The organism is Silicimonas algicola (genome assembly GCF_003148765.1).
Lineage (GTDB): Bacteria > Pseudomonadota > Alphaproteobacteria > Rhodobacterales > Rhodobacteraceae > Silicimonas > Silicimonas algicola.
Genome location: NZ_QGGV01000001.1, coordinates 789,654 through 812,639 on the forward strand (window position 1 = coordinate 789,654; position 22,986 = coordinate 812,639).

Genomic DNA, 22,986 nt, shown 5'->3' on the forward strand with positions numbered 1-22,986 from the left:
CAGTCGCGGCTGTGACGGCGCAGACTTGCGCGGCATCGTTCCGGATGCCGGCCGCCCGTCGGCGGTCTAGCGCCCCTCGAGCGACGCGATGGGCGCCGTCATGCGGAAGATCATGCCCTCGGGCGTGAAGTCACGCTCGTAGCTGCCGCCGAATCCCAGCTCGACGATGCTGTGCAGAAGCTGCGAGCCGAAGCCTTTCCGCGTTGGCGGTGCTGCCGCGCGGCCGGTCTCGGTCCAGGTGATTGCCACCTCTGTGCGGCCCTTCAGGCAAACGAGCCGGATGTGACCGCCCGGAACGGACCACGCGCCGTGCTTGGTGGCGTTGGTCGCAAGCTCGTGGAGAACGAGCGCAAGCGACTGGCCCGCCGACCGCCCGACATGGATGTTGTCGCCCTCGAATGTGAAGCGATGTCCGTGGCCGTCGATGAAGGGGGCGAGCTGGTTCTCGGCGAGGCTTCTCAGGGTGGGCGCGACGCCGCTTGAGGATTCCGCCACGTCGATGGCACGGCCGAGCGCGTTCAGTCTCTGGCCCAGAGACGCCTTCATCTCATCGACATCGGTGCTGGAGCGCGCGGTGAGGTTCACCATCGCGACGGCGAGGCCCATCTGGTTGCGCGCCCGATGCGCCGTCTCGTTCAGGATCATCCGGCGTTCCGCGTCGCGCTCGCTCAGGCGGTGAGCGGCGTCTTCGAGCGCCTGGCGAATGTCGTTGACCTCGGTGATGACCGAAGGAGTGGCGGAGGGATGTGCTCCTGACCCGAGCGCGCTGGCGAATTGGGCGGTGGACTTGATCGACCGCGAGATCGCGATGCCGACGCCGAGCGCGGTGGCCAGCGCGATGGCGAACCATGCGATCCCGCCGATAAGGATCGCGCGGTTGAAAGGCGTCGCATCGGACACGAGGTTCGTGGAGCCCCAGACGACGATGTCCCAGGGCGCCTTCCGCAAAGGCTGGGTGACGGCGAAGGCTGCGTTGGCGAACTTCGCGTTCCAGTCGTCAGCCAAGAGATCGGCCTGGGGACCATAGCGGAATGCGGCCGTCCCTTCCGCGTCGCGAAGCTCGACGTTCCACCGCGCCGAAGTTCGCTCGTTCAGCACCAGGGGCTCCAGCGTCTCGGCGTTCCGCGTCAGGATAAGGACGCGCCTGCGACCGTCAGGCAGGTCGACCCTCTGAAGGACGTTGAACACAAGCTCGCCCGCGACCCGTCCTGTGAAGAAGTTCGACACGGGCGCGGCGTCCTCGCCACGCGCCATGGCGACGGCGCCGGCGTCGGACGACACTCCCAACTGGGTGCCCCAGGGAACGCGTGTATTGAGAAGTTGCCGCCCAGACTCGTTCAGGACGATCAGGTGCCTGTCCTGCCCGACGAGGGCCGCGCGGGCCCGCCGGTGGAGCGTCTGAAGCGCGTCCTCCTCGAGCCATCCGCTTCGGGCGAAGACGGACACAAGCGTCTCGAGCGTCGCGATCTCGGTGTCGAGCCGATCGGCTGCGTAATTCGCCTCGGAGCTTCCCAGCGACTGCGTGATCTCGATGCGTTCGCGTTGAACGTCCATCGCCATGTAGCTCAGGAATGCGGCGCCAGGCAGGACCGGGATAAGTCCAAGAAGTGCTATCAGCGTACCCGCCGAAAGCGCGCGTATCGGTAGAAGTCGAAGGCTGCCCCCGCCCACGACGTCGGGATCGCCAGTTTGTGCCAACTTGGTAGTCAAGCTTCCCCCGGCGCTCCGCTGCGTCGCAAGGACCGATGATAGCAGCAATCCGGGGAAGCGCAGCAAAATCCGCACCCTCACGCGAAGAGACGAGCAGTCATCTGTCTGCGCGGATCAGGGAGCGAAAACCGTCGTCCCGCGTCCTCCGCGCCTTGACGCCCCCAGCCTGACGGGCGACCATCCCCGGGACGGAGCGGCGCCGCACGCCGCCCGGATAACTGGCGCGTGACGCCAAGGGAGGAACTGAAACATGAAGATGACGACACTCGCGCTCGGTCTCGTGGCGACCGCTTTCGCAACCACGGCCGGAGCGCAACAGCTTCGCCTGATGACCGGGCCCCAGGGGGGCTCGTGGTATCCGCTCGGCGGCGCGATCCAGGGCATGGCGAACGAGGCGGGGGTCGCCTCGATCCAGGTCCTGCCCGGCGGCGGCGTGGCCAACGTCCAGGGCGTCCAGAACGGCGACGCCGACCTGGGATTCGGCAACTCGATCTCGACGGTCGACGCCATCGAGGGCCGGGAGCCCTTCACCGGCAAGGCCGACAATGTCTGCAACATCGCGACGCTCTACCCGCAGTATTTCCAGATCGTCACCACTGCGGATTCGGGCATCACGTCGCCCGCCGATTTCGCCGGCAAGCGCCTCGTCACGCAGCCCGTGGGCAATACGGCCGAGCAGGTCACCCGCGCCGTGCTCGAAACGGCGGACCTGGGCTATGACGACATGAGCGCCGTCGACTACGTCTCCTACTCGGACGGCGTCTCTCTCATGCAGGACGGCAACGGGGACATCTTCACCCTCGGCACGACCGTGCCCGCGTCGGCGATCATGGATCTCGCGAACTCGACCGATATCACGCTCGTTTCGCTTGACCCGGCGTTCATCGAGGACATGAAGACCAACATCAACCCGGGCTATACCGCGATCAACATTCCTGCCGGCAGCTATCCTGGTCAGGACGCCGACGTGAACGCCGTGGGTTACGCGACCCACGTCGTCGCGCGCTGCGATCTCGATCCGGCCATCGTCGAGGGCATCCTTACCCAGATGTGGGAGAACCGAGAGGATCTGACCTCCATCGCCTCGGCCATGTCCGGCCTGACCATCGAGCAGATGGCGCAGGACGTGGGCGTGCCGATGCACGAAGGCGCCAAGGCCTTCTACGCCGCTCAGGGCGTCTCGCAGTAACGCGGGTTACGCACCCGTGACGGGCGGCGGCCGACACGCCGCCGCCCATCTTCCCGCGAGGCCCGAAGGGAGGCATCCATGGACCAGAGCGCGCGTCTGCTGAAGCAGGCCGTCACCGTCGTCGCCGTCGGCATGAGCCTCTTCCACCTCTGGGTCGCCTACTTTGGCCCGCCGAACGCCTTCACGCTCCGCGCCACGCACTTCGGACTGGCGCTGGCCCTGGCCTACATGACCCTCCCCGGTATCTGGACGAAGGAGGGCAAGGGAAAGAGCCCTCTCGACTGGCTGTTCCTCGTCGCAGCCGTCGCGGCCTGCGCCTATCCGATCGTCTTCAAGGACTACTTCAACACCCGCATGGCCTATGTCGGCCCGGTGTCGACCTCGGACCAGTTTTTCGCCGTCGTGATGATGGTGACCGTGCTCGAGGCGACGCGCCGGGCCATCGGTCCGATCCTGCCTGTCACCGCGCTGATCTTCCTGTCCTACCAGGTGTTCTTCACCGACACGCGAATCCTGCGGCTGCTCGAATACCAGTACATGACGACGGACGCGCTCTTCGGCATCCCGGCGCAGGTCTCGGCCACCTACGTCGTCCTCTTCGTTATCTTCGGTGCCCTCGCCGAGCGCTTCGGACTGGGCAAGCTCTTCATGGACTTCGCCCTGGCGCTGACCGGCCACCAGGCGGGCGGTCCCGCCAAGGTCGCGGTCGTGACCTCGGGCCTCTTCGGGTCCGTCTCGGGCTCGGCCGTGGCCAACGTGATGACGACGGGCACCTTCACCATCCCCCTGATGAAGCGCATAGGCTACCCCGCGCATTTCTCGGGCGCGGTCGAGGCCGTTGCGTCGACCGGCGGGCAGATCATGCCGCCGATCATGGGGGCGGCCGCCTTCGTCATGGCCGAGTTCCTGGGCGTCAGCTACCTGACCGTGGCGGGCTATGCCCTTCTGCCCGCGCTCCTCTACTATCTCGCCGTCTTCCTCGCCGTTCACTTCGAAGCCAAGAAGCAGGGCCTGCGCGGCCTGCCGCGCGCCGACCTGCCGAGGGTGGGCGAGGTGCTGCGCGAACGGGGTCACCTGTTCCTGCCGCTCGTCATCATCATCGGCACGCTGATGTCGGGCTTCTCGGCGCCCTATTCGGCGCTGATGGGGATCCTCTCCGTCGTCCCGGTCGTCCTCATGCGCAAGACGACCCGAGGCGAGTTCAGCGTCGCCCGCCTGATCGACGGCCTCGAATCCGGCGCGATCAACTCGGTTATCGTGGCGCTCGCCTGCGCCACGGCGGGCATCGTGATCGGCGTCATCGCACAGACCGGCCTCGGCCTGACCTTCACCGGCATCGTTCGCGCGGCGGCGAACGAGATGCTGCTGCCCGCCCTGATCCTGACCATGCTCGCGGGCATCATCCTCGGCATGGGGATGCCGACGACGCCCGCCTACATCGTCCAGGTGGCGCTCCTGGTCCCGGCACTTGTCCGTCTCGGAATCCCGGTCCCGGCGGCCCACATGTTCGTCTTCTACTTCGCCATCCTCTCGGCCATCACGCCGCCCGTCGCCATCGCGGTCTATGCCGCCTGCGGCATAAGTCGGGCGACGGTATGGGAGACGTCCGTCTCGGCGGTGAAGCTGGGGCTGACGGGATACATCATCCCCTTCATGTTCGTCTTCGGCCCCTCGCTTCTTCTGATCGGCACCTGGGACAAGATCGTGACCACCGCCATCACGGCCATAATCGGCGTCACCTTCCTGTCGGCCGGCCTCAGCGGTTATCTCGTCAGTCCGGCGCGGTTCCTGAACCGTGTCATATTCGTCGCGGCGGCGCTCACGCTCATCAAGCCGGGCCTGCTGACGGACGCGGTCGGCATCGGCCTGGCCGTCCTCGGCGTGGTGATGAACCTGCGCTGGCCCGCGCCGGACACCGCGCCCGCGCTGGACGAACCGCACATCGGCCACGTCGAGGCTCCGGTCTCGGCCCCCATCGAGCCCGAGGACTGGAACGAGTCGCCCGCGGCCCATCCCGCGAAACATTAGGACGTCGCAGGTAGCTCTGCGACGACACCGCCTCCCGATCCGCAACGGCATGCACCGCCGTTTCCATTCCTTCCCGCCTGTGGAATCCTGCCGGCATGAGCGATGGACCAGATCTTCTTCCCCTCGGCCCTGACGGGCTGCTGCTGCGCTTTTCCGACCGTCTGGGCGACGCCCCGAACCGTGCGGCAATCGCGTTTCGCGCGGCCTTCGACGAGACGGCGCCCGAGGGCGTGGTCGAGACGGCGACCTCGCTGACGTCGGTCTTCGTCCGCTTCCACCCCGACCGGATCGCGCGCGCCGACGTCGAAACGGCGGTGCGGACCACCCTCGACAGCCGCGACTGGAGCGACGCGGACCTGCCGGCCGGCCGCTCGCTCTGGACCCTTCCCGCAGCATTCGGCGGCGCGGAGGGGCCGGACCTTGAAGAAGCCGCGGACCTTGCCGGCCTCACCCCCGAGGAGGCTGTCCGCCAGATCTGCGAGGTCCCGCTCCGTGTCCTCGCCCTCGGCTTCGCACCGGGCCAGCCCTACCTCGGCTTCCTGTCCGAGACCTGGAACATCCCCCGCCGGACCGAGGTCACGCCTCGCGTGCCGCGCGGAGCCGTGGTCGTCGCTGTCCGGCAGGTGATCCCCTTCGCCAATGCCGCGCCGACGGGCTGGCGGCAGGTCGGTCGCACCGCCTTCCGTTGCCACGACCCCAAGGCCGATCCGGCGATTCCGCTTCGCCCGGGCGACGAGGTGCGCTTCCGCCCCGCAGCACCCTCGGACCTCGCCCGCCTTGAGACCGAACCCTTCGGCGGCGCGACGCGCGAGGCGCTGGCATGACGCTCAAGGTCGAACGCGCGGGTCCTGCGCTCTCGGTTCAGGACGGCGGCCGGGAGGGACTTCTGGGCCTCGGCCTGTCCAGGGGCGGTGCGGCCGACCGAGGCGCCTGGCTCGAAGGTCTGGCCCTTCTGGGTCTCCCGCCGGGAACGGCATCCATCGAGATGGCAGGCGTCGGCGGACGCTTTCTGGTCGAGGCCCCCGTCCGCATCGCCCTTACGGGGGCGCAGATGAAGGCGACGCTCGACGGTGCGCCGCTGGAGTGGGACGCGGGTCATGTGGCGACGGCAGGCTCGGTCCTCGACATCGGCGCGGCGGTCTCGGGCGTTTACGGATATCTCACCGTCGCGGGCGGCATCGCCACCGAACCTGAGCTGGGAGGGCGCGGCTTTCACGGCATCGCGGGCCTCGGTCGACCCCTGCGGGACGGCGACCACCTTCCGCTTGCCTCCGATCCCACGCCGGACGCGCCGCCGATGCGCCTGTCCGGCCGCTCCCGTTCCGCAGAACCCCTGCGTGTCATGCCCGGACCGCAGACCGCCTCGTTCCCTGACGAGGTCCGTACCGCCTTCGAGGCCGCCACATTCACCCGCAGCCCCCGCGCCAACCGTCAGGGCGTCCGGCTCGACCACGACGGCGCGCCCTTTGCGACCGGAGGCCAACTGACCCTCGTGTCCGACTTCATCGCCGAGGGGGACATCCAGATGACGGGCGATGGCGCGCCCTACGTCCTTCTTGCCGACTGCCAGACGATGGGAGGCTATCCCCGCATCGGCACCGTGCTTCCGGCCGATCTGCCGCGCATCGCGCAGGCCGGGCCGGGCGAGGCTCTCCGCTTCCGCTTCGTCACGGTGGATGAGGCCACAGCCGCATGGGAAAGTGACGAGACCATCCTCGGGCGGCTCAGGCGGGGACTTGTTCCGAGGGTCCGCGATCCGCGCGAGATGTCCGACCTTCTGAGCTACGATCTGGTGGACCGTCCGCCGCGCGAAGTGACCGGCGAATGAGCGTGGCGAAATCGCGCCGCGACGGGGTTGCCCTCACGTCTCCTTAGTCGACCGGCTGGAATTCCCGGTCGTCTTGCCATTGCCGCAGGCGCGGGATGATGGTTCTTTCCGTCGAAGCCACCTTGCGGGACGGGTCATCGGACGCGTCGGCTAACCCGTGCCACCATTGGAGGTCCTCTCGATGAGGTTGCTGTTCTGGATCATCTCCGCCTTCTTCGTGGTCCAGACGATCTTCCCCCTGATCCGCAGCTCGAAGGCATGGATCCGCGTCAGCGACTTTCCCCGCCTTCAGTTCGCCGTCGCCCTGGCCGTGCTGCTCGCAGGATACCTCGCGGTCGTCGGCGTTTCGGACAACTGGGACTTCCTCTATCTGGTCGTCGTCATCGCCGCCCTTTGCTATCAGCTCTACCGTATCTTCCCCTATACGACGATGGCGCCGAACCAGGTCATCGACGCCACGGCGCACACCCCCGACAGCCGCGTGCGGGTGATGGTCGCCAACGTCCTGATGGAGAACCGCGACGCGCAGCGGTTGCTCGATGTCGTGAACGACGTTCGTCCAGACCTGCTTCTGCTGGTGGAAATCGACGCGTGGTGGCACGACGCGATCGAGACGCTCGACGCCTCGTTCCCCTACCGGATCAAGCGGCCGCAGGACAATTACTACGGCATGGAGTTCTTCTCGAAGTTCGAACTCGAGGAGAGCGACGTTCGTTTCCTGCTGTCCGACGAGATCCCCTCGATCCGCACCGGGGTGCGTCTGCCCTCGGGGACATGGGTCGACTTCTTCGGCGTTCACCCGCGCCCGCCGGACAAGGACTATGACAGCGAGGGCCGGGACGCCGAACTCCTGCTGGTCGCGAAGGAATTGCGCCAGTCGAAGAGGGCCGCCATCGTGGCGGGCGACCTCAACGACGTCGCCTGGTCGCACACCACCCGCCTGTTCCAGCGCACGAGCGGCGCGCTCGATCCGCGGCGGGGACGCGGCATGTACAACACCTTTCACGCCGGACATCGTTTCCTGCGGTGGCCCCTTGACCACGTCTTCCACGACGACGCCTTCACGCTGGTCGAGCTGAGGCGTCTGCCCAACATCGGCTCGGATCACTTCCCGGTCCTTGTCGAGCTTCAGTACGAGCCGCAGGCCGAGGCGGTGCAGGACGCTCCGGAGGCCGATCAGGAGGATCGTGAAGAGGCCCGGGAAAAGATCGAGAACGGCCGCGAGGCTGTGGACTGACGCCGTCGCATGATCTCGGCGGGACGGTGCCGGACGGTCTCGAGCTGACCCGGGCTATGGTCTTCCGCGATGCAAATTCAAGGCCTTGCGGACCGGTTGTTCGCGCTTGACGGCTAGGGGCCAAGCTGGTTGTCTCCCGTGCAACAGGGGGGTCATCCGGTGCAATCGCGCAAGTATTCCACTCGGGAAGACGGGCTCGCATGACCGACGCAGCGCCCGTCATAGCGCTGCGCGACGCGACCAAGCGGTTCGGCCCGGTCGAAGTGCTTCACGACGTCGATCTCGAGGTGCGCGCGGGCGAGGTTCTGGCCCTGATCGGCGAGAACGGCGCCGGCAAGTCGACGGCGATGAAGTGCTTGGCGGGCTACCAGCCGCTGACTTCTGGGCGCATCCTCCTCGACGGGAAGGAGGTGACGTTCGGATCGCTCCACGCGGGCGAGGAAGCGGGCATCGTCCTGATCCACCAGGAGTTCAACCTCGCCGAGCAGCTTACGGTCGAACAGAACATCTTCCTCGGTCGCGAGCTGCGAAAGGGACTTTTCCTTGACAAGGCCCGGATGCGTCAATTGTCGCGCGACTATCTCGACCGTGTGAAGTGCGAGGTCGACCCCGACCGCGTGGTCTCGTCCCTGTCGAACTCGGAAAAGCAGATGGTCGAGATCGCCAAGGCGCTCGGGCGCGACGCGCGCGTCCTCGTGATGGACGAGCCGACAGCGGTGCTGACGAACACGGAATCGCGCATCCTCTTCGACCAGGTCCGGGCGCTCAAGGCGGCGGGAACCGCGATCATCTTCACCTCCCACAAGCTGTCCGAAGTCAGCGAGATCGCCGACCGCGTCACCGTCATGCGCGACGGAGCCGTTGTCCATGATGGCCCTGTGGCGGACATGACCGAGGATGCCATGGCGACGGCGATGGTCGGGCGAGACGTTTCGGACCTCTATCCGCCGAAGGGGCGCCGCCCGGACGACGCGCCCGTGATGCTGAAGGTCGAGGGCCTGAGCGTGCCGCGCTTCGCCGAGGACGTGAGCTTCGAGTTGCGGCGCGGCGAAATCCTCGGCATCGCGGGTCTCGTCGGGTCCGGCCGGACCGAAGCGATGGAGGGTCTGTGCGGCCTGAGGCCCGCCTCCGCGGCGCGCATCGAGATCGACGGTGCGCCGGTCGCCATCCGCCGGCCCGCCGACGCTTTGTCTCACGGGCTGTGCTATCTGACCGAGGACCGCAAGCTGAAGGGCCTGCTTCTCGAGAAGGGAATGCGCGTCAACCTCACGCTCCAATCGCTTGAAAAGTTTGGCGGTTTGATGGTCGACCGCCAGGCCGAGGAGAAGGCGCTCGACGCCGCCATCCGCGAGTTCGACATCCGAGGCGGACAGCGCGAGTCGCGCGTGTCGAACCTGTCAGGAGGCAACCAGCAGAAGCTGCTTCTCGCGAAGGTCATGCAGTCCGAACCACGCATCCTCGTTGTAGACGAGCCGACGCGCGGCATCGACATCGGGACGAAGCAGCAGATCTATACCTTCCTCCGCCGCCTGGCGGACGAGGGCCGCGCGATCATCGTCATCTCGTCCGAGATGCAGGAGGTGATCGGCCTTTCCGACCGCGTGCTCGTCATGCGGCGGGGCCGCGTGGCCGGTATGCTCGAGGGCGAGGCCATCACCGAGGACGCCATCGTGCGCCACGCCATGGGCGTCGGGGCCGACAGCCAGGGGAGGGCCGCCTGATGGCTGCCGAAACCGCCGACACCGTCCCGGCCCGCCGCCGGCTTCCGTCGATGAGCGTCCTCGGCCCCATCGTGGCCCTTGTCGTTCTCGTGCTGGTGGGCGCCTTCCTGAACCCGAACTTCGTCAGCGCGGCCAACATCACCAACGTCCTCGCCCGATCGGCCTTCATCGGCATCATCGCGGTCGGCATGACCTTCGTCATAACCGCAGGCGGCCTCGACCTGTCGGTCGGCTCGATGGCGGCCTTCATCGCAGGGCTGATGATCCTCGTGATGAACTGGGCGCTGCCGACGCTTGGCATTGGCATACCCATCATCCTTCTCGGCATGGCGGTCGCCCTGGTCGCGGGGCTCCTGGCGGGCCTCCTCAACGGATTTCTCATAACGACGCTCGGGATCGAGGCCTTCATCGTCACCCTCGGCAGCATGGGCATCTACCGTAGCCTCGTGACCTGGCTCGCCGACGGCGGCACGCTGTCACTCGATTTCGGGCTTCGGACCTTCTACCGACCGGTCTACTTCGGCGGCATCCTCGGTATTTCCTGGCCCATCATCGTCTTCGCGCTGGTCGTGATCCTGGGCGAGATCCTGATGAGCCGCTCGCGCTTCGGCCGCCATTGCGCCGCGACTGGCTCGAACGAGCATGTCGCGCACTATTCCAACGTCGACGTCAACCGCACCCGGCTTCTGACCTATGCGATGCTCGGCGTCCTCGTAGGTGTCGCGACGATCATGTACGTCCCGCGCCTCGGCTCGGCCTCGGCCTCGACGGGCGTCCTGTGGGAGCTGGAGGCCATCGCCGCCGTCATCATCGGCGGCACCGTCCTCAAGGGCGGTTTCGGCCGGGTCTGGGGCACGGTGATCGGCGTCCTGATCCTCAGCCTGATCGACAACCTTCTGAACTTGACCGACCTCGTCTCGCCCTACCTCAACGGGGCGATCCAGGGGATCATCATCATCCTCGCCGTGATCTTGCAGCGAGAAGCAAAGGCCAAGGGCTAAGCCCGGCCACATCAACAGGGAGAATACGATAATGTCTTATATGAGAGCCCTTCTGACAGGCGCAGCGGTCGCCGCACTCGGCACCGCTGCCGCCGCGCAGGATACGCAGGTGATCGGCGTCTCCATCCCCGCCGCGACGCACGGCTGGGCCGGCGGCATGAACTTCCACGCCCAGGAGGCGATCGAGCGGCTCGAGGAGGTCTATCCGCAGCTCGACTTCGTCCTCGCCACCGCTTCGGACCCGGGCCAGCAGGTCAACGACATCGAGGACATGGTCGCCACGCGCGGCATCGATGCGCTCGTCGTCCTGCCCTTCGAATCCGAGCCGCTGACCGCGCCCGTCCAGGCCGTCAAGGAAGGCGGCGCCTGGGTCACCGTCGTCGACCGTGGCCTCTCGGTCGAGGGGATCGAGGACCTTTACGTCGCCGGCGACAACCCGGGCTTCGGCCGCGTGTCGGGTGAATACATGGCCGAAAAGATGCCGGACGGCGGCAAGATCGTCGTCCTGCGCGGCATCCCGACCACCATCGACAACGAGCGGGTCGAAGGCTTCGAGTCCGCCATCGAGGGCTCGGGCATCGAGATCATCGGCATGGAGCACGGCAACTGGAACCGTGACGACAGCTTCAACGTGATGCAGGACTTTCTCTCGAAGTACCCGCAGATCGATGCGGTCTGGGCTTCGGACGACGACATGGCCGTAGGCGTCCTCGCCGCCATCGACGCGGCAGGCCGGGACGACGTCCAGTTCGTGCTCGGCGGCGCGGGAATGAAGGAGATGGTGAAGCGCGTCATGGACGGCGACACCATGATCCCCGCCGACGTGACCTATCCGCCGTCGATGATCGCGACCGCGATCGAGCTGACGGCGGTCGGCATGACCTCGACGGCGCCCGTCTCGGGCACCTTCACCATCGGCTCGGTGCTGATCACGCCCGACAATGCCGAAAGCTTCTACTTCCCCGACAGCCCGTTCTGATCGGGGCAGGGGCCGGCCACGCGCCGGCCCCGCTCATCCCTGCCGCGCCCGGATCAGCGCCGCATAGCGCTCGCGGCTCGTCGTCAGGTGATAGCGCATCGCCTCTCCCGCTGCCTCGGCGTCATTGGCGAGGATCGCATCCCGGATCCGGCGATGTTCTTCCAGAAGCACACGATCCAGCCCCTCGGGGATGTCGAGCGACCGTCGCGCCCGCAATTCGGCGCGCGGAATGGTTCGGCCTCCCAAGAAGTCGAAGAACTCCTCGAACCGCGTGTTGTTCGTCGCGTGCGCGATGGAGCGGTGAAAGGCGAGGTCCGCCGTCTCGGCCGCGACACCCATCTCCGCCGTTCTCAACGCCTCGAAACGCGCGCCGATCACCTTGCGCTGTTCGGACGAGGCACGCACCGACGCCAGCCTTGCCGCCTCTATCTCGATAGCGGCCCGCACCTCGATGGTCTGGATGATGCCCGACAGCGTCGCGATGCTCTCGGCCCGCGACGGCGGCAGAAGCCCGTCGCGGACATAGACCCCCGATCCCTGTCGCGATTCGACGAGTCCCTGTTCGCGCAACCGGGATAAGGCGTCGCGCACCACGGTCCGCGACACGCCGAACTCGGCGATCAATTCGCGCTCGGTCGGAAGGCGATCGCCCGGCTTCAGCCGGTCCGCCTCGATCCGCGCCGCCAGCGTGTCGCGCAAGCGGTCGGTCAGGCTACGACCATCCTCGGCGAGCGTCACGACTCGCCCGATAGGAGATTGACCGTAGGGCATGAAGTCATCATGATGAATTCATAACAACCCGCCGAACCGGCGACAATGTCTGGGAGGAGACGACATGACTTTCACGAAATCGGTGCTGGGCGGCATTGCCGTCTCGGCGCTCGTGGCGACCGCTGCCTTTGCCGAGGAATGGAAAGGCTGGAACATCCACGTCGAGGGCTATCCGAACACCGTCGCGATGGACAAGTTCGGCGAGCTTCTGGCCGAGAAGACGAACGGCGAGATCACGCTTCAGATGTTCCACGGCGGCGTCCTCGGCAGCCAGCCCGACGCCATCGAGCAGGTCCGCGCCGGCGCGCTGGCCATCGGCAACTTCAACCTCGGACCCATGGGCCCGACCATTCCTGAAACCAACGTTGTTTCGCTGCCCTTCGTCTTCAAGGACGTCGACCACATGCACCGCGCCATGGACGGCGAGGCAGGCCAGAAGATCTCGGACGGCATGGCGGCCAAGGGTCTCATCGCACTTGCCTGGTACGACTCTGGCGCGCGCAGCTTCTACAACTCGAAGAAGCCCATCAACACGCCCGCCGACGTTCAGGGCATGAAGGTCCGCGTGATGAACAACGACCTCTACTCCGGCATGATCCAGGAGCTTGGCGGCAACCCCTCGCCGATGGCCTTCGCCGAGGTTTACCAGTCGCTGAAGACCGGCGTCGTGGACGGGGCCGAGAACAACTGGCCGTCGTACGAGTCGACCGGGCACTTCGAGGTCGCGGGCTACTACTCGCTGTCCGAGCACCTCATCATCCCCGAATGCGTCTGCATCAACGCCGACGTCTATAATGCCCTGACCCCGGAACAGCAGACGGCGGTCAAGGAGGCGGCGATGGAATCCGCCACGCTCCAGCGCGAGCTATGGGCAACCCGCGAGACCGAGAGCCGCGACAAGGTCATGGCCACCGGCGTCAAGTTCAACGAGATCGCCGACAAGACCCCGTTCCAGGAGGCGATGAAGCCGGTCTACGAGACCTACCTCGCCGCCAACCCGGATATCGCGCCGCTGGTCGAGCTGATCCAGAGCCTGCAGTAAGCGCCTGATTTCGCCGCCGCCCCCACGCGGGGCGGCGCGTCACATGCCATCACGGACGACGCTTCCCAGATGACCACCAAATCGCCGAGACCGGGCAGGGCGTCCGGCCTGGACAGGGTGCTCGACGCCCTGTCCTTCGTCTGCAAGCTCCTTTCCGGCACCGCCATCGTCGTCCTGACGCTGATCTTCGGCTGGCTGGTCTGGGGCCGATACGTGATGAACGACACGCCGACCTGGGTCGAGCAGGTGGCGCTTCTGCTCATCATGCTCATCACCTTCCTCGGTGCGGCGGTCGGCGTGCGCGAGAACACGCACCTAGGCGTCTCCTACTTCCGCGAGATCGTGCCGTCCCGCGTCCGCACCTGGCTCATGGTCGTCAGCCACGTTTTCATGGCGGTCTTCGGCGCGGTGCTCGCCTGGAACGGCTACAAGCTCGCCGTCCTGAAATGGGAATCCTCGATCCCGCTGATCGGCGTCTCCGAAGGCTGGCGCGCGGTGCCGATCACCGCCTGCGGCATCCTCGTTCTTCTCTTCTCGCTCGGTCACCTCGTCGCCATCGCGCGCGGCGAAAGGCAGGAGCTCGACGTCTCGGAGCTGGTCGAGTAAATGGGCCTATTCATCCTTCTCTCGCTCTTCGCCCTCGGCGTCGTCATCGGAATGCCGGTCGCCTTCGCGCTAGGCGCCGCGGCGCTGACCGCCTTCTGGTGGGAGGGGCTGCCTCTTCTGATCGGCTTGCAGCGCATCGTCTCGGGCGTGAACGTCTTTTCGCTTCTCGCCATCCCCTTCTTCATCTTCGCGGGCGAGCTGATGTTTCACGGGGGCATCGCCATGCGCCTCGTCCGCTTCGCCGCGGCGGCGGTCGGATGGGTCCGCGGCGGCCTCGGTATTGTCAACGTCTTCTCGTCCATGCTCTTTGGCGGCATCTCGGGCTCGGCGGTCGCCGACGTCTCGGCGCTCGGCTCGATCCTCATCCCCGTGATGAAGGAGAAAGGCTACGACGACGATTACGCGGTCAACGTCACCGTCACCTCGTCCATCGCGGGCATCATGATCCCGCCAAGCCACAACATGATCCTCTACGCCGTCGCGGCGGGCGGCGGGATCTCGATCTCGTCGCTGTTCCTCGCAGGCGTCGTTCCCGGCGTCGTCATGTGCGTCTGCCTCGCCGTTGCGGCCTATGTCATCGCGGTGAAACGCGGCTATCCCTCCGAGACCTTCCCGGGCTGGACCGCCCTGTTCCTCAGCTTTGTCTACGCGCTGCCCGGTCTCTTCACGGCGGTCATCATCGTGGGTGGCGTCCTCTCGGGCGTCTTCACCGTCACCGAGTCGGGCGCCTTCGGCACGATCTACGCCGCCCTCGTGACGCTGATCGTCTACCGCTCGCTGACCTGGGAGAACTTCCTCATCGCCGTCACGCGGGCCGTCAAGACCACCTCGATGGTGATGATCCTCGTCGCTTGCGCGGCGGCCTTCGCCTACATGCTCAGCTTCTACCAGGTGCCGAACAAGGTCGTGAAGACGATGCTCGGCATTTCCGAGAACCCGATCGCCGTCCTTCTGATGATCAACGCCACGCTCCTGATTCTGGGCATGATCATGGACATGGCGGCCCTCATCCTGATCTGCACGCCGATCTTCCTGCCCGTCGCCACCTCTCTCGGGATGGACCCGCTCCAGTTCGGGATGATCCTGATGATGAACCTGGGCCTTGGCCTCTGCACGCCGCCCGTGGGCGCCTGCCTCTTCGTCGGCTGCGCCATCGGAGAGGTCCCGATGGAGAAGGCGGTCCGAACCATCTGGCCGTTCTACATCGCGATCCTCGTGGCGCTGGCGCTGACAACCTTCATCCCGGCGATCTCGCTGACGCTGCCGCGCGCTCTCGCGGGCTAAAGCACGCGCGACAGGAACGCCCGCGTCCGCTCGTGCCGGGGCTGTGAGAACAGCTCGGCTGGCGGCCCCTCCTCGAGGATCGTCCCCGCGTCCAGGAAGCAGACCTTGTCCGCCAGCTCGCGCGCGAAGCCCATCTCGTGCGTCGCCAGCACCATCGTCATCCCATCCGCCCGCAGGTCGCGAAGGACATCCAGCACCTCGCCCACCAGTTCCGGGTCGAGCGCACTGGTGATCTCGTCGAAGAGCATGATCTCGGGCGTCATCGCCAAGGCGCGCACGATGGCCACCCGCTGTTGCTGCCCGCCCGAAAGCTGGTCCGGGTAGTGTTCCATCCGGTCCGACAGCCCGAACCGCGCGAACAGCGCCTCCACCTCCGGCATCAGCGCTTCGCGTGTCCGCCCGCGCACCCGGCGAGGAGCGAGAAGCACATTCTCGAGCGCCGTCATGTGCGGGAACAGGTTGAAGCTCTGGAACACGATGCCGATGCGTTGCCGCACAGGCTGCGGATCGAGTCCGGGCTCCGCGATGTCGACCCCGTCCAGAAGGATCACCCCGTCGTCGATCGGCTCGAGAAGGTTCAGGCAGCGCAGCAGCGTCGACTTCCCCGACCCCGACGCTCCGATCAGGCACACCATCTCGCCCTCGGCCACGGTCAGGTCGATCCCCCGGCAGACCTCGTTCGCGCCGAAGCTCTTCCTCAGCCCCCGGACCTCGAGCCGCGCCATCAGCTCCGCGCCCGCAACTGCTTCGCCATCAGGTGGTCGGCATAACGCGTGGCGGGAATGGTGACGGCGAGGAAGATCAGCGCCGCGCCCACGTAGGGCGTGAAGTTCGCCAGAAGCGACTTGTAGACCCCCGCCTGCCGGAAGATCTCGACCGGCCCGATGAAGGACAGCAAGGCCACGTCCTTCTGAAGCGCGATGAAGAGGTTCATGTTCGCCGGCACCACCCGGCGGATCGCCTGCGGCAGGATGACATAGCGCATGGTGTCGCTCTCGGAGAGGCCAAGCGACAGGGCCGCCGCGCGCTGGCTCTGGTGGATGCTCTCGATGCCCGTCCGGAACACCTCCGCCACGTAGGCCGCATAGGTCAGCACCAGCGCCACCGTCCCCCAGAGGTAGGGGGAATTCCACGGTCGCGGCATCCCGAGGCCAGGCACGCCGAACCCAACGAGGTAGATCACGAGGATCACCGGCACGCCCCGGAAGACGTCGGTGTAGACGATGCCTAAAAGCCGCAAGGGATAAAGCGCCGGCGCGCGCGCATCCCGCATCAGCGCCACGATCAGTCCCGCGGCGAAGATCAGCGGCGCCGACCAGGCGAAGATCGCGATGTCGAGGAGGAACGCGTCGAGGAGCCCCGGAAAGGTCTTGGCGAAGACCTCGCCGTTGGCGAAGCTCTTCTTGACCGCAGGCCACCCGGGCGCGAGGGGAACCAAGAGAACGATGGCGGCGAGCACCGCAAGGCTCGACGCCGCCGCGACTGCCGCGGATCGCCGCCTGATCCGCGCCTCGTGGATCTGCCGCCGCGTCGGCACTTATTCGATGACCGGCACGCCCGTCGTCTCGGAAAGCCAGGTCGCTTCCAACTGGGCCAGTGTGCCGTCCGCGCGAAGCTGCTCCAGGGCTGCGTCGACGCAGGCCTTCAGCGGATTGCCCTCCTCGAACAGCATCCCGAACTGGTCCGGCTTCTCGGTCCGCTCGGCCGGGAATTGCCCCAGAACCACGCCGTCGTCCAGGACCACGGCCCCGAGATAAAGCGCCGTCGGCAGGTCGAAGAGCGCGGCGTCGATCTGCCCGGCCTTCATCGCCTCCACCACGTCGGCGTTGTCGTTGTAGAGAAGCGGCGCCTCGTCCGGCTGGATGATCTCGGCCAGCATCGGCACGGCGGTCGTCGCCGCGTCCGCGCCCCACTTCACGCCCTTCAGCGCCTCGAAAGAGGTGTCGAGCCCGGCGTCGACCACGGGCTTGCGCGTCAGAACCGCCATCGCGGCCGAATAATAGGGCGCCGAGAAATCCACGATCTCGTCCCGCTCGGGCGTGATCGAGTACTGCTGGATGTTGATGTCGAAGTCCTTGGCGCCGGGCTGGATGGCCTGGTCGAAGGACGACCGCACCCAGGTCACCTGGTCGTCGGAAAAGCCCATGGCGTTCGCCACCGCATAGGCCACAGCCGCCTCGAAGCCTTGCTTCGACTCAGGGGCATCGTCGATCACCCAGGGAAAATAGGCCGGGTTGCCGGTGGCCACGGTCAGCGTGCCCTCGGTCAGGGTCTTGCCCGCCGCGCAGTCGTTCTGAGCGAAGGCCGCGCCGGAGGCCACCGAAAGGGCCAAAATGGAAACTGTGAGTCGCATGGAAACATCTCCCGCTCTTTGCCGCACATGCTTGGATCGGGGACGCCGAATGTCCATGCCCTTCTTCTGTCCGGCGAATACTCCGGGGGAGTCCCGGCGACCAGCCGGGACGGGGGCAGCGCCCCCGCCTTACTCGCGCGCCCTCAGCACCTGCGCCGGACGCGCGGACAAGGGGCCCCAGGCGAACAGCAGCCCCGAGACCATCGTGGCAAGGATGCCCGCCCCCACGATGACGAGGGCCGAGACCGGCTCAAAATGGAAGTCGGCCTCCATCACGAAGCGCATGACGGCCCAGCCGGCAAGCCCACCCGCGACGATCGCCACCAGCCCCGCCGCCGCACCGAGGATGGCCGAGCGCAAGGCAAAGCTCGCCAGCACCGTCCGCCGCGACGCGCCGAGCGTCTTCAGCACCGCCGCCTCGTAGGTCCGCGTCTGCACGCCTGCCGCCGCCGCGCCGATCAGAACGACGCCGCCGGTGATCAGCGTCACCAGCGCGCCCGCCGTGATCGCGGCTGCGATGCCTGACAGGATCTCGGAAACCCGCTCGATGGCGTCCTTCACGCGGATCGCCGTCACGTTCGGATAGGCGTTCGACACCTCGCGCAAAAGCCGGGCCTCGGCTTCCGGCTCGGCGTAGACCGTCGAGATGAAGCTGTGCGGCGCGCCCTGCAGCGCGTTCGGGCTCATCGACATGACGAAGCCTATGCCTGCCGTCGAGAAGTCGACCACTCGGAACGACGCGATCTTCGCGGTGATGTCGCGGCCGAGGATGTTGACGGTGATCTCGTCACCCAACTTCAAGCCAAGCTCCTCGCCTTCCTCGGCGGCGAAGCTGACCAGCGGCGGGCCGTCATAGCCAGGCTGCCACCACTCACCCGCCGTCAGGACGGTGCCCTCGGACGGTGCGTCGGAATAGGTCACGCCCCGGTCGCCACGCAGCACCCAGTGGTCGCCCGCTACCTCGGCCGCCGGCCGTCCGTTGATCTGCGTGATGATCCCGCGCAACATCGGCGCGCTGTCGATCCGGCTTACCGCCGCATCCGCGTCGAGCGTCGCACGGAACGGCTCCATCTGGTCGGGCTGGATGTCGACCATGAAGAAGGACGGCGCACGTTCCGGCAGGTCGTTCCGGATCGCGCCGCGCAGGTTGGTGTCGATCTGTCCCACTGCGGCCAGCACCGACAACCCGAGGCCAAGCGACAGGATCACGCTTGCCGCCTCGCCCTGCGGGGCGCCGACGGCTCCAAGCGCGAGGCGAAGGGCGCTACGCCCCCGCACACGCGGCGCGAGCCGGCGCGCGAGCCGCCTCACACCCGCCGCCGCGAGGATGAGAAGCGCGAAGGCCGCCGCCACGCCGCCCGCCGCGCCCCAGGTCAGGGTCCAGAGGCCCGAAAGCGCCGCCGCCGACAAGACGAGGGCCGTGGCGAGAAACAGCGTGACGCCGATCCACAGGGGCCGCGGCAGGACGCGTCCGCCACCGCCGCCATCGCGGAAGAGGGTCGCGGCGCGCACCTCCTCGACCCTCGCCAGGGGCCAGAGGGTGAAGATCAGCGCTGCCAGCGTGCCGTAGAGAGCCGCTTCGGCCAGAGGCTTGGGATAGACAGCGAACTCCGCCGGAACGGGCAGACGCGCCTCGATCAGGGGTGCGAAGACCAGTGGCAACGCCGCGCCGAGGATCAGACCGGCGACAAGCCCCACAAGCGTCAGCGCACCGATCTGGAGGAAATAGACCAGGAAGATGGTTCGCCCGTCGGCGCCAAGCGTCCTCAGCGTGGCGATCACTGGCGTCTTGCGCCGAAGATAGGCCGTGACGGCGGACGAGATGCCGACGCCGCCGACCGCAAGCCCGGCAAGCCCCACGAGGACAAGGAACGACGACAGCCGGTCGACGAAGGTATCCACCCCGGGCGCGCCACGGCGCTTGTCGCGCCAGCGGACGCCCGTGAAGGTGTCCTCCGCTTCGCGCTCCAGACGTTCGAGGTTGGCGTCCTCGGGCAAGAGAAGGCGATAGTCCGTCTCGTACAGCGTGCCGGGTTGGATCAGTCCGCTGTCGGCCAGCGCCTCGGTCCTCACGATGGTTCGCGGACCAAGCGTGAAGCCACCTGTTGCGTTGTCCGGCTCGCGCAGAAGTTCGGCTGTCAGGACAAAGGCTTGCGCACCAAGCTTGAAGCTGTCGCCGACCGTCAGACCAAGTCTTGCGACAAGCACCGGGTCCATTACGGCGCCAGGCAGTCCGTCGCGACCTGCCAGCGCCTCGGAGAGTGGCATCGCAGGGTCGAGCCGCACTTCGCCCAGAAGGGGATAGGCGTCGTCGACGGCCTTGACCTGCGTCAGCCCACGCTCGGCGGTATCCCCCGACCCATAGACCGCCATCGACCGGAAATCGACCAACTCGGACACGCGGAGGGCGTTCGCGGTCATCCAGGCGCGCTCGTCATCCGTTGCGAAGCGGTAGGTCAACTCGATCTCGGCATCGCCGCCAAGAAGCGTCGCCCCTTCGCGCGACAGCCCCGACTGGATCGCCTCGCGCGCGCTGCCAACGGCGGCGATGGCGGCGACCCCTAGGATCAGGCAGGCCAGAAAGACGCGGAACCCCGACAGGCCGCCGCGAAGCTCACGGCGCGCAATGCGTGCGGCGGCGGCGAGGCTCATTCGGCGGCAGCGCGGACGTCGTCGGCGTCGATGCGGCCGTCGTCGAGGCGGACGACGCGCTGGCACCGCTCGGCCAGTTCGGGGGCGTGCGTGACGAGGATCAGCGTCGAGCCGTAACGCTTGTTGAGATCGAACAGAATCTCGATGATCGCCGCTCCGTTCGCAGCGTCTAGGTTGCCGGTCGGCTCGTCCGCGAGGAGGATCTCGGGACGCGGCGCGGCGGCCCGGGCCAACGCCACGCGCTGCTGCTCGCCGCCCGACATCTGCGAGGGATAGTGGTCGAGGCGCGCGCCCAGGCCCACGGCGCGCAGTTCCTCGGCGGCGCGGTCGAAGGCGTCGTCCTTGCCCGCCAGTTCCAGGGGCGTCGCCACGTTTTCCAGCGCCGTCATCGTCGGAATGAGGTGGAAGGACTGGAACACGACGCCCATATGTTCCCGACGGACACGGGCCAGCGCGTCCTCGCCCAAGCGCGTGAGGTCGTGGCCGAGCGCGGTGATGCTGCCGCCGGTGGCGCGTTCGAGTCCGCCCATGAGCATGAGGAGTGACGATTTGCCAGACCCGGACGGACCGACCAGCCCCAGCGTCTCGCCCCGGCGGACGTCGAGCGTGATGCCCTTGAGGATCTCGACCCGGCCCGCGTTGCCGTCGAGCGAAAGCCGTGCGTCCCTGAGGGACAGGATCGTATCGGTCATCTTCGCTCCGTTCCGTCGTGTGAAGGGATATGGGCCTTCGGGCGCGATCCGCAACGTGAGGTTGGGGACAATTCTATCGGTGAGCCTTGCAACTGTTCTCTCCGTCAGCGTTTCCCGCGCCTCGGCCGAACCCGTCGTCATCGCGGCGCTCGGCGACAGCCTGACGCAAGGCTATGGCCTTCCGCCCGAGGACGGCTTCGTGCCGCAGCTTCAGAGCTGGCTTGACGGGCAGGGGGCGGAGGTGCGGCTGGTGAACGCAGGCGTCTCGGGCGACACCTCGGCGGGCGGGCTGTCGCGCGTCGGCTGGACGCTGACCGACGACGTCGATGGCCTGATCGTGGCGCTTGGTGGCAACGATCTTCTGCGCGGGATCGACCCTGCCGTGACGCGGGCGAACCTCGACGGCATTCTTGCGGCGGCCGAGGCGCAGGGCGTGCCGGTGCTTCTGGTGGGCATGGACGCGCCCTCGAACTACGGCGCGGACTACGAGGCCGCCTTCGACGCCATCTATCCCGAGTTGGCCGAAGAGTGGGGCACGCTTTTCGCGCCGGACTTCCTCGGCGCGCTGGCGGCTCTGGAAGATCGGGCCTCGACGCTGAACGACTACATGCAGCCTGACGCCGTCCATCCTAACGCAGCGGGTGTGGCGAAGATCGTCGAGGATCTGGGTCCGCATGTGATGCAGCTCGCGGCCCGCGCGGGCGGCGGCTGACAGTGCCGACGCCGCCTGCTAGGATTCGCATGACTTTTGGAGACGCCGACACACGGCACGCCCGTCGCACGATGCGAGGGGTGGGGCAACGTGTCGAGGCAGAATTGCAGAGATGACAAGGGACTACAGCCTGATCTTCGGGTCCGGGAGCCAGAGGTTCGACGTGCCGCCACTGACGCGGCTCGGGTGGCAGACGGTCTTCGCGCGCCAGACCGACGCCGACGAGATGGTCGCCTTTCCGCCGGTGCGCGTGTTGGAAGTCCATCGCAGCGGGCTGATCGTCAGGGGAGAGGATCTGGACGAGACGCTCCCGCCCCGGGCCGATGTCACGGTCGGCGACTGGCTTCTGTTCGACCGCGAGCGGCCGTCGGACAGCCGGCTGCTCGACCGCAAGAGCCTGTTCCGCCGCCGTGCCGCAGGCCACGACCGCCAGAGCCAGCTGATCGCCGCCAACGTCGACACGGTCTTTGTCGTCACCTCGTGCAACCGCGACTTCAACGTCGCGCGGCTGGAGCGTTACCTGGCCCTTGCTTTCGAGGCGGGGTCGGACCCGGTCATCGTGCTGACCAAGGCCGACCTCAGTGAAGAACAGGACCGCTTCGAGCGTGAGGCGCAGGCGATCTCGGACAAGGTCCCGGTGCTGACGGTCGATGCGCGGACCCCCGCCGTGAGGGAGGCGTTGAAGCCCTGGCTGGGGCTCGGCCGCACCGTTGCGTTCCTCGGCACCTCCGGCGTAGGAAAATCGACGCTGGTCAACGCGTTGCTGGGCGAAGACAAGGTCGAGACGGGCGCGGTCCGCGAGGACGACTCGCGCGGCCGGCACACGACCACGCGCCGTCAGCTTCTGTTCACCGAGGAAGGCTCGGGCGTCGTCGACACGCCCGGCATGCGCGAGCTGCAGCTTTCCGATGTCGGCGCGGGGCTCTCCGAGCTTTTCGGCGACATCGAGGACCTTGCCACACAGTGCAAGTTCCGCGACTGCGCCCACGAGACCGAACCGGGCTGCGCCGTACGGGCCGCGATGGAGGCGGGCGTCTTGGACGAGCCTCGCATGGCGCGCTGGAAGAAGCTTGTCGCCGAGGATCGCCACAACACCGAAAGCCTTGCCGAGCGTCATGCCCGGGAACGGAAGTTCGGGAAGTTGGTGAAAGAGGTCGTGAAGGACAAGAGATCGAAGTGAC

At 67.1% G+C, this 22,986-nt stretch carries 20 protein-coding genes; 13 read left to right on the forward strand and 7 right to left on the reverse strand.

The features are described from left to right. Positions 1 to 66: 66 nt before the first annotated feature. Positions 67 to 1,698, reverse strand: coding sequence for a sensor histidine kinase (locus C8D95_RS04045; protein ID WP_109757820.1), 1,632 nt, complete (start codon positions 1,696 to 1,698; stop codon positions 67 to 69). Between the two features lie 262 nt (positions 1,699 to 1,960). Here C8D95_RS04045 and C8D95_RS04050 point away from each other — a divergent pair, with 262 nt between their 5' ends. From C8D95_RS04050 to C8D95_RS04085, 8 genes are all read left to right on the forward strand, one after another. Further along, the gene (locus C8D95_RS04050) at positions 1,961 to 2,899 is read left to right on the forward strand and encodes a TAXI family TRAP transporter solute-binding subunit (RefSeq protein WP_109757821.1); all 939 of its coding nucleotides are present in this window, start codon (positions 1,961 to 1,963) and stop codon (positions 2,897 to 2,899) included. 78 nt (positions 2,900 to 2,977) lie between these two features. After that, positions 2,978 to 4,927, forward strand: coding sequence for a TRAP transporter permease (locus tag C8D95_RS04055; RefSeq protein WP_109757822.1), 1,950 nt, complete (start codon positions 2,978 to 2,980; stop codon positions 4,925 to 4,927). 95 nt (positions 4,928 to 5,022) lie between these two features. Continuing rightward, positions 5,023 to 5,751 (forward strand): 5-oxoprolinase subunit B family protein, encoded by a 729-nt coding sequence (locus C8D95_RS04060; protein WP_109757823.1) that lies wholly within the window; start codon positions 5,023 to 5,025, stop codon positions 5,749 to 5,751. Beyond that, positions 5,748 to 6,755, forward strand: coding sequence for a 5-oxoprolinase subunit C family protein (locus C8D95_RS04065; RefSeq protein WP_109757824.1), 1,008 nt, complete (start codon positions 5,748 to 5,750; stop codon positions 6,753 to 6,755). The genes C8D95_RS04060 and C8D95_RS04065 overlap by 4 nt, the downstream gene beginning before the upstream one ends. A 181-nt stretch (positions 6,756 to 6,936) precedes the next feature. Further along, positions 6,937 to 7,992 carry an endonuclease/exonuclease/phosphatase family protein gene (locus C8D95_RS04070; protein ID WP_109757977.1) on the forward strand — a complete coding sequence of 352 codons (1,056 nt, stop codon included), beginning with the start codon at positions 6,937 to 6,939 and terminating at the stop codon, positions 7,990 to 7,992. Positions 7,993 to 8,192: 200 nt separating this feature from the next. After that, positions 8,193 to 9,713, forward strand: a complete 1,521-nt coding sequence (locus C8D95_RS04075; protein ID WP_109757825.1) for a sugar ABC transporter ATP-binding protein — start codon at positions 8,193 to 8,195, stop codon at positions 9,711 to 9,713. Beyond that, positions 9,713 to 10,714: an ABC transporter permease gene (locus tag C8D95_RS04080; protein ID WP_206508434.1), complete on the forward strand. Its 1,002-nt coding sequence runs from the start codon at positions 9,713 to 9,715 to the stop codon at positions 10,712 to 10,714. The genes C8D95_RS04075 and C8D95_RS04080 overlap by 1 nt, the downstream gene beginning before the upstream one ends. Positions 10,715 to 10,745: 31 nt before the next feature. Continuing rightward, complete coding sequence (locus C8D95_RS04085; protein ID WP_420902659.1) at positions 10,746 to 11,693, forward strand: ABC transporter substrate-binding protein; 948 nt, start codon at positions 10,746 to 10,748, stop codon at positions 11,691 to 11,693. A gap of 33 nt (positions 11,694 to 11,726) precedes the next feature. Here C8D95_RS04085 and C8D95_RS22720 read toward each other — a convergent pair whose 3' ends face one another. Next, the gene (locus tag C8D95_RS22720; protein ID WP_109757827.1) at positions 11,727 to 12,464 is read right to left on the reverse strand and encodes a FadR/GntR family transcriptional regulator; all 738 of its coding nucleotides are present in this window, start codon (positions 12,462 to 12,464) and stop codon (positions 11,727 to 11,729) included. Between the two features lie 64 nt (positions 12,465 to 12,528). Between C8D95_RS22720 and C8D95_RS04095 the strand changes: the two genes are divergently transcribed. The 3 genes from C8D95_RS04095 (at position 12,529) to C8D95_RS04105 (ending at position 15,396) form a co-directional block, all read left to right on the forward strand. Beyond that, a complete protein-coding gene (locus tag C8D95_RS04095; RefSeq protein ID WP_109757828.1) occupies positions 12,529 to 13,506 on the forward strand; it encodes a TRAP transporter substrate-binding protein in 978 nt (325 codons plus the stop codon). A gap of 69 nt (positions 13,507 to 13,575) precedes the next feature. After that, a complete protein-coding gene (locus C8D95_RS04100) occupies positions 13,576 to 14,112 on the forward strand; it encodes a TRAP transporter small permease (protein WP_109757829.1) in 537 nt (178 codons plus the stop codon). After that, complete coding sequence (locus C8D95_RS04105; RefSeq protein WP_109757830.1) at positions 14,113 to 15,396, forward strand: TRAP transporter large permease; 1,284 nt, start codon at positions 14,113 to 14,115, stop codon at positions 15,394 to 15,396. On the opposite strand, the gene C8D95_RS04110 is transcribed toward C8D95_RS04105, so the two are convergent. The 5 genes from C8D95_RS04110 to C8D95_RS04130 form a co-directional block, all read right to left on the reverse strand. Beyond that, on the reverse strand, positions 15,393 to 16,121 hold the full coding sequence (locus C8D95_RS04110) for an amino acid ABC transporter ATP-binding protein (protein WP_109757831.1): 729 nt from the start codon (positions 16,119 to 16,121) through the stop codon (positions 15,393 to 15,395). The genes C8D95_RS04105 and C8D95_RS04110 overlap by 4 nt on opposite strands. Continuing rightward, complete coding sequence (locus tag C8D95_RS04115) at positions 16,121 to 16,933, reverse strand: amino acid ABC transporter permease (protein WP_109757832.1); 813 nt, start codon at positions 16,931 to 16,933, stop codon at positions 16,121 to 16,123. Before C8D95_RS04115 ends, C8D95_RS04110 begins: the two co-directional genes overlap by 1 nt. Continuing rightward, positions 16,934 to 17,749: an ABC transporter substrate-binding protein gene (locus tag C8D95_RS04120; RefSeq protein WP_109757833.1), complete on the reverse strand. Its 816-nt coding sequence runs from the start codon at positions 17,747 to 17,749 to the stop codon at positions 16,934 to 16,936. Positions 17,750 to 17,878: 129 nt separating this feature from the next. Further along, complete coding sequence (locus C8D95_RS04125) at positions 17,879 to 20,401, reverse strand: ABC transporter permease (protein ID WP_109757834.1); 2,523 nt, start codon at positions 20,399 to 20,401, stop codon at positions 17,879 to 17,881. Beyond that, positions 20,398 to 21,093 (reverse strand): ABC transporter ATP-binding protein, encoded by a 696-nt coding sequence (locus tag C8D95_RS04130; RefSeq protein ID WP_109757835.1) that lies wholly within the window; start codon positions 21,091 to 21,093, stop codon positions 20,398 to 20,400. Before C8D95_RS04130 ends, C8D95_RS04125 begins: the two co-directional genes overlap by 4 nt. Before the next feature lie 79 nt (positions 21,094 to 21,172). On the opposite strand from C8D95_RS04130, the gene C8D95_RS04135 reads away from it, so the two are divergent. Both C8D95_RS04135 and rsgA read left to right on the forward strand, forming a co-directional pair. After that, positions 21,173 to 21,805 (forward strand): arylesterase, encoded by a 633-nt coding sequence (locus C8D95_RS04135; RefSeq protein ID WP_241239810.1) that lies wholly within the window; start codon positions 21,173 to 21,175, stop codon positions 21,803 to 21,805. A gap of 112 nt (positions 21,806 to 21,917) precedes the next feature. Continuing rightward, on the forward strand, positions 21,918 to 22,985 hold the full coding sequence (gene rsgA / locus C8D95_RS04140) for a ribosome small subunit-dependent GTPase A (RefSeq protein WP_109757837.1): 1,068 nt from the start codon (positions 21,918 to 21,920) through the stop codon (positions 22,983 to 22,985). Position 22,986 lies beyond the last annotated feature (1 nt).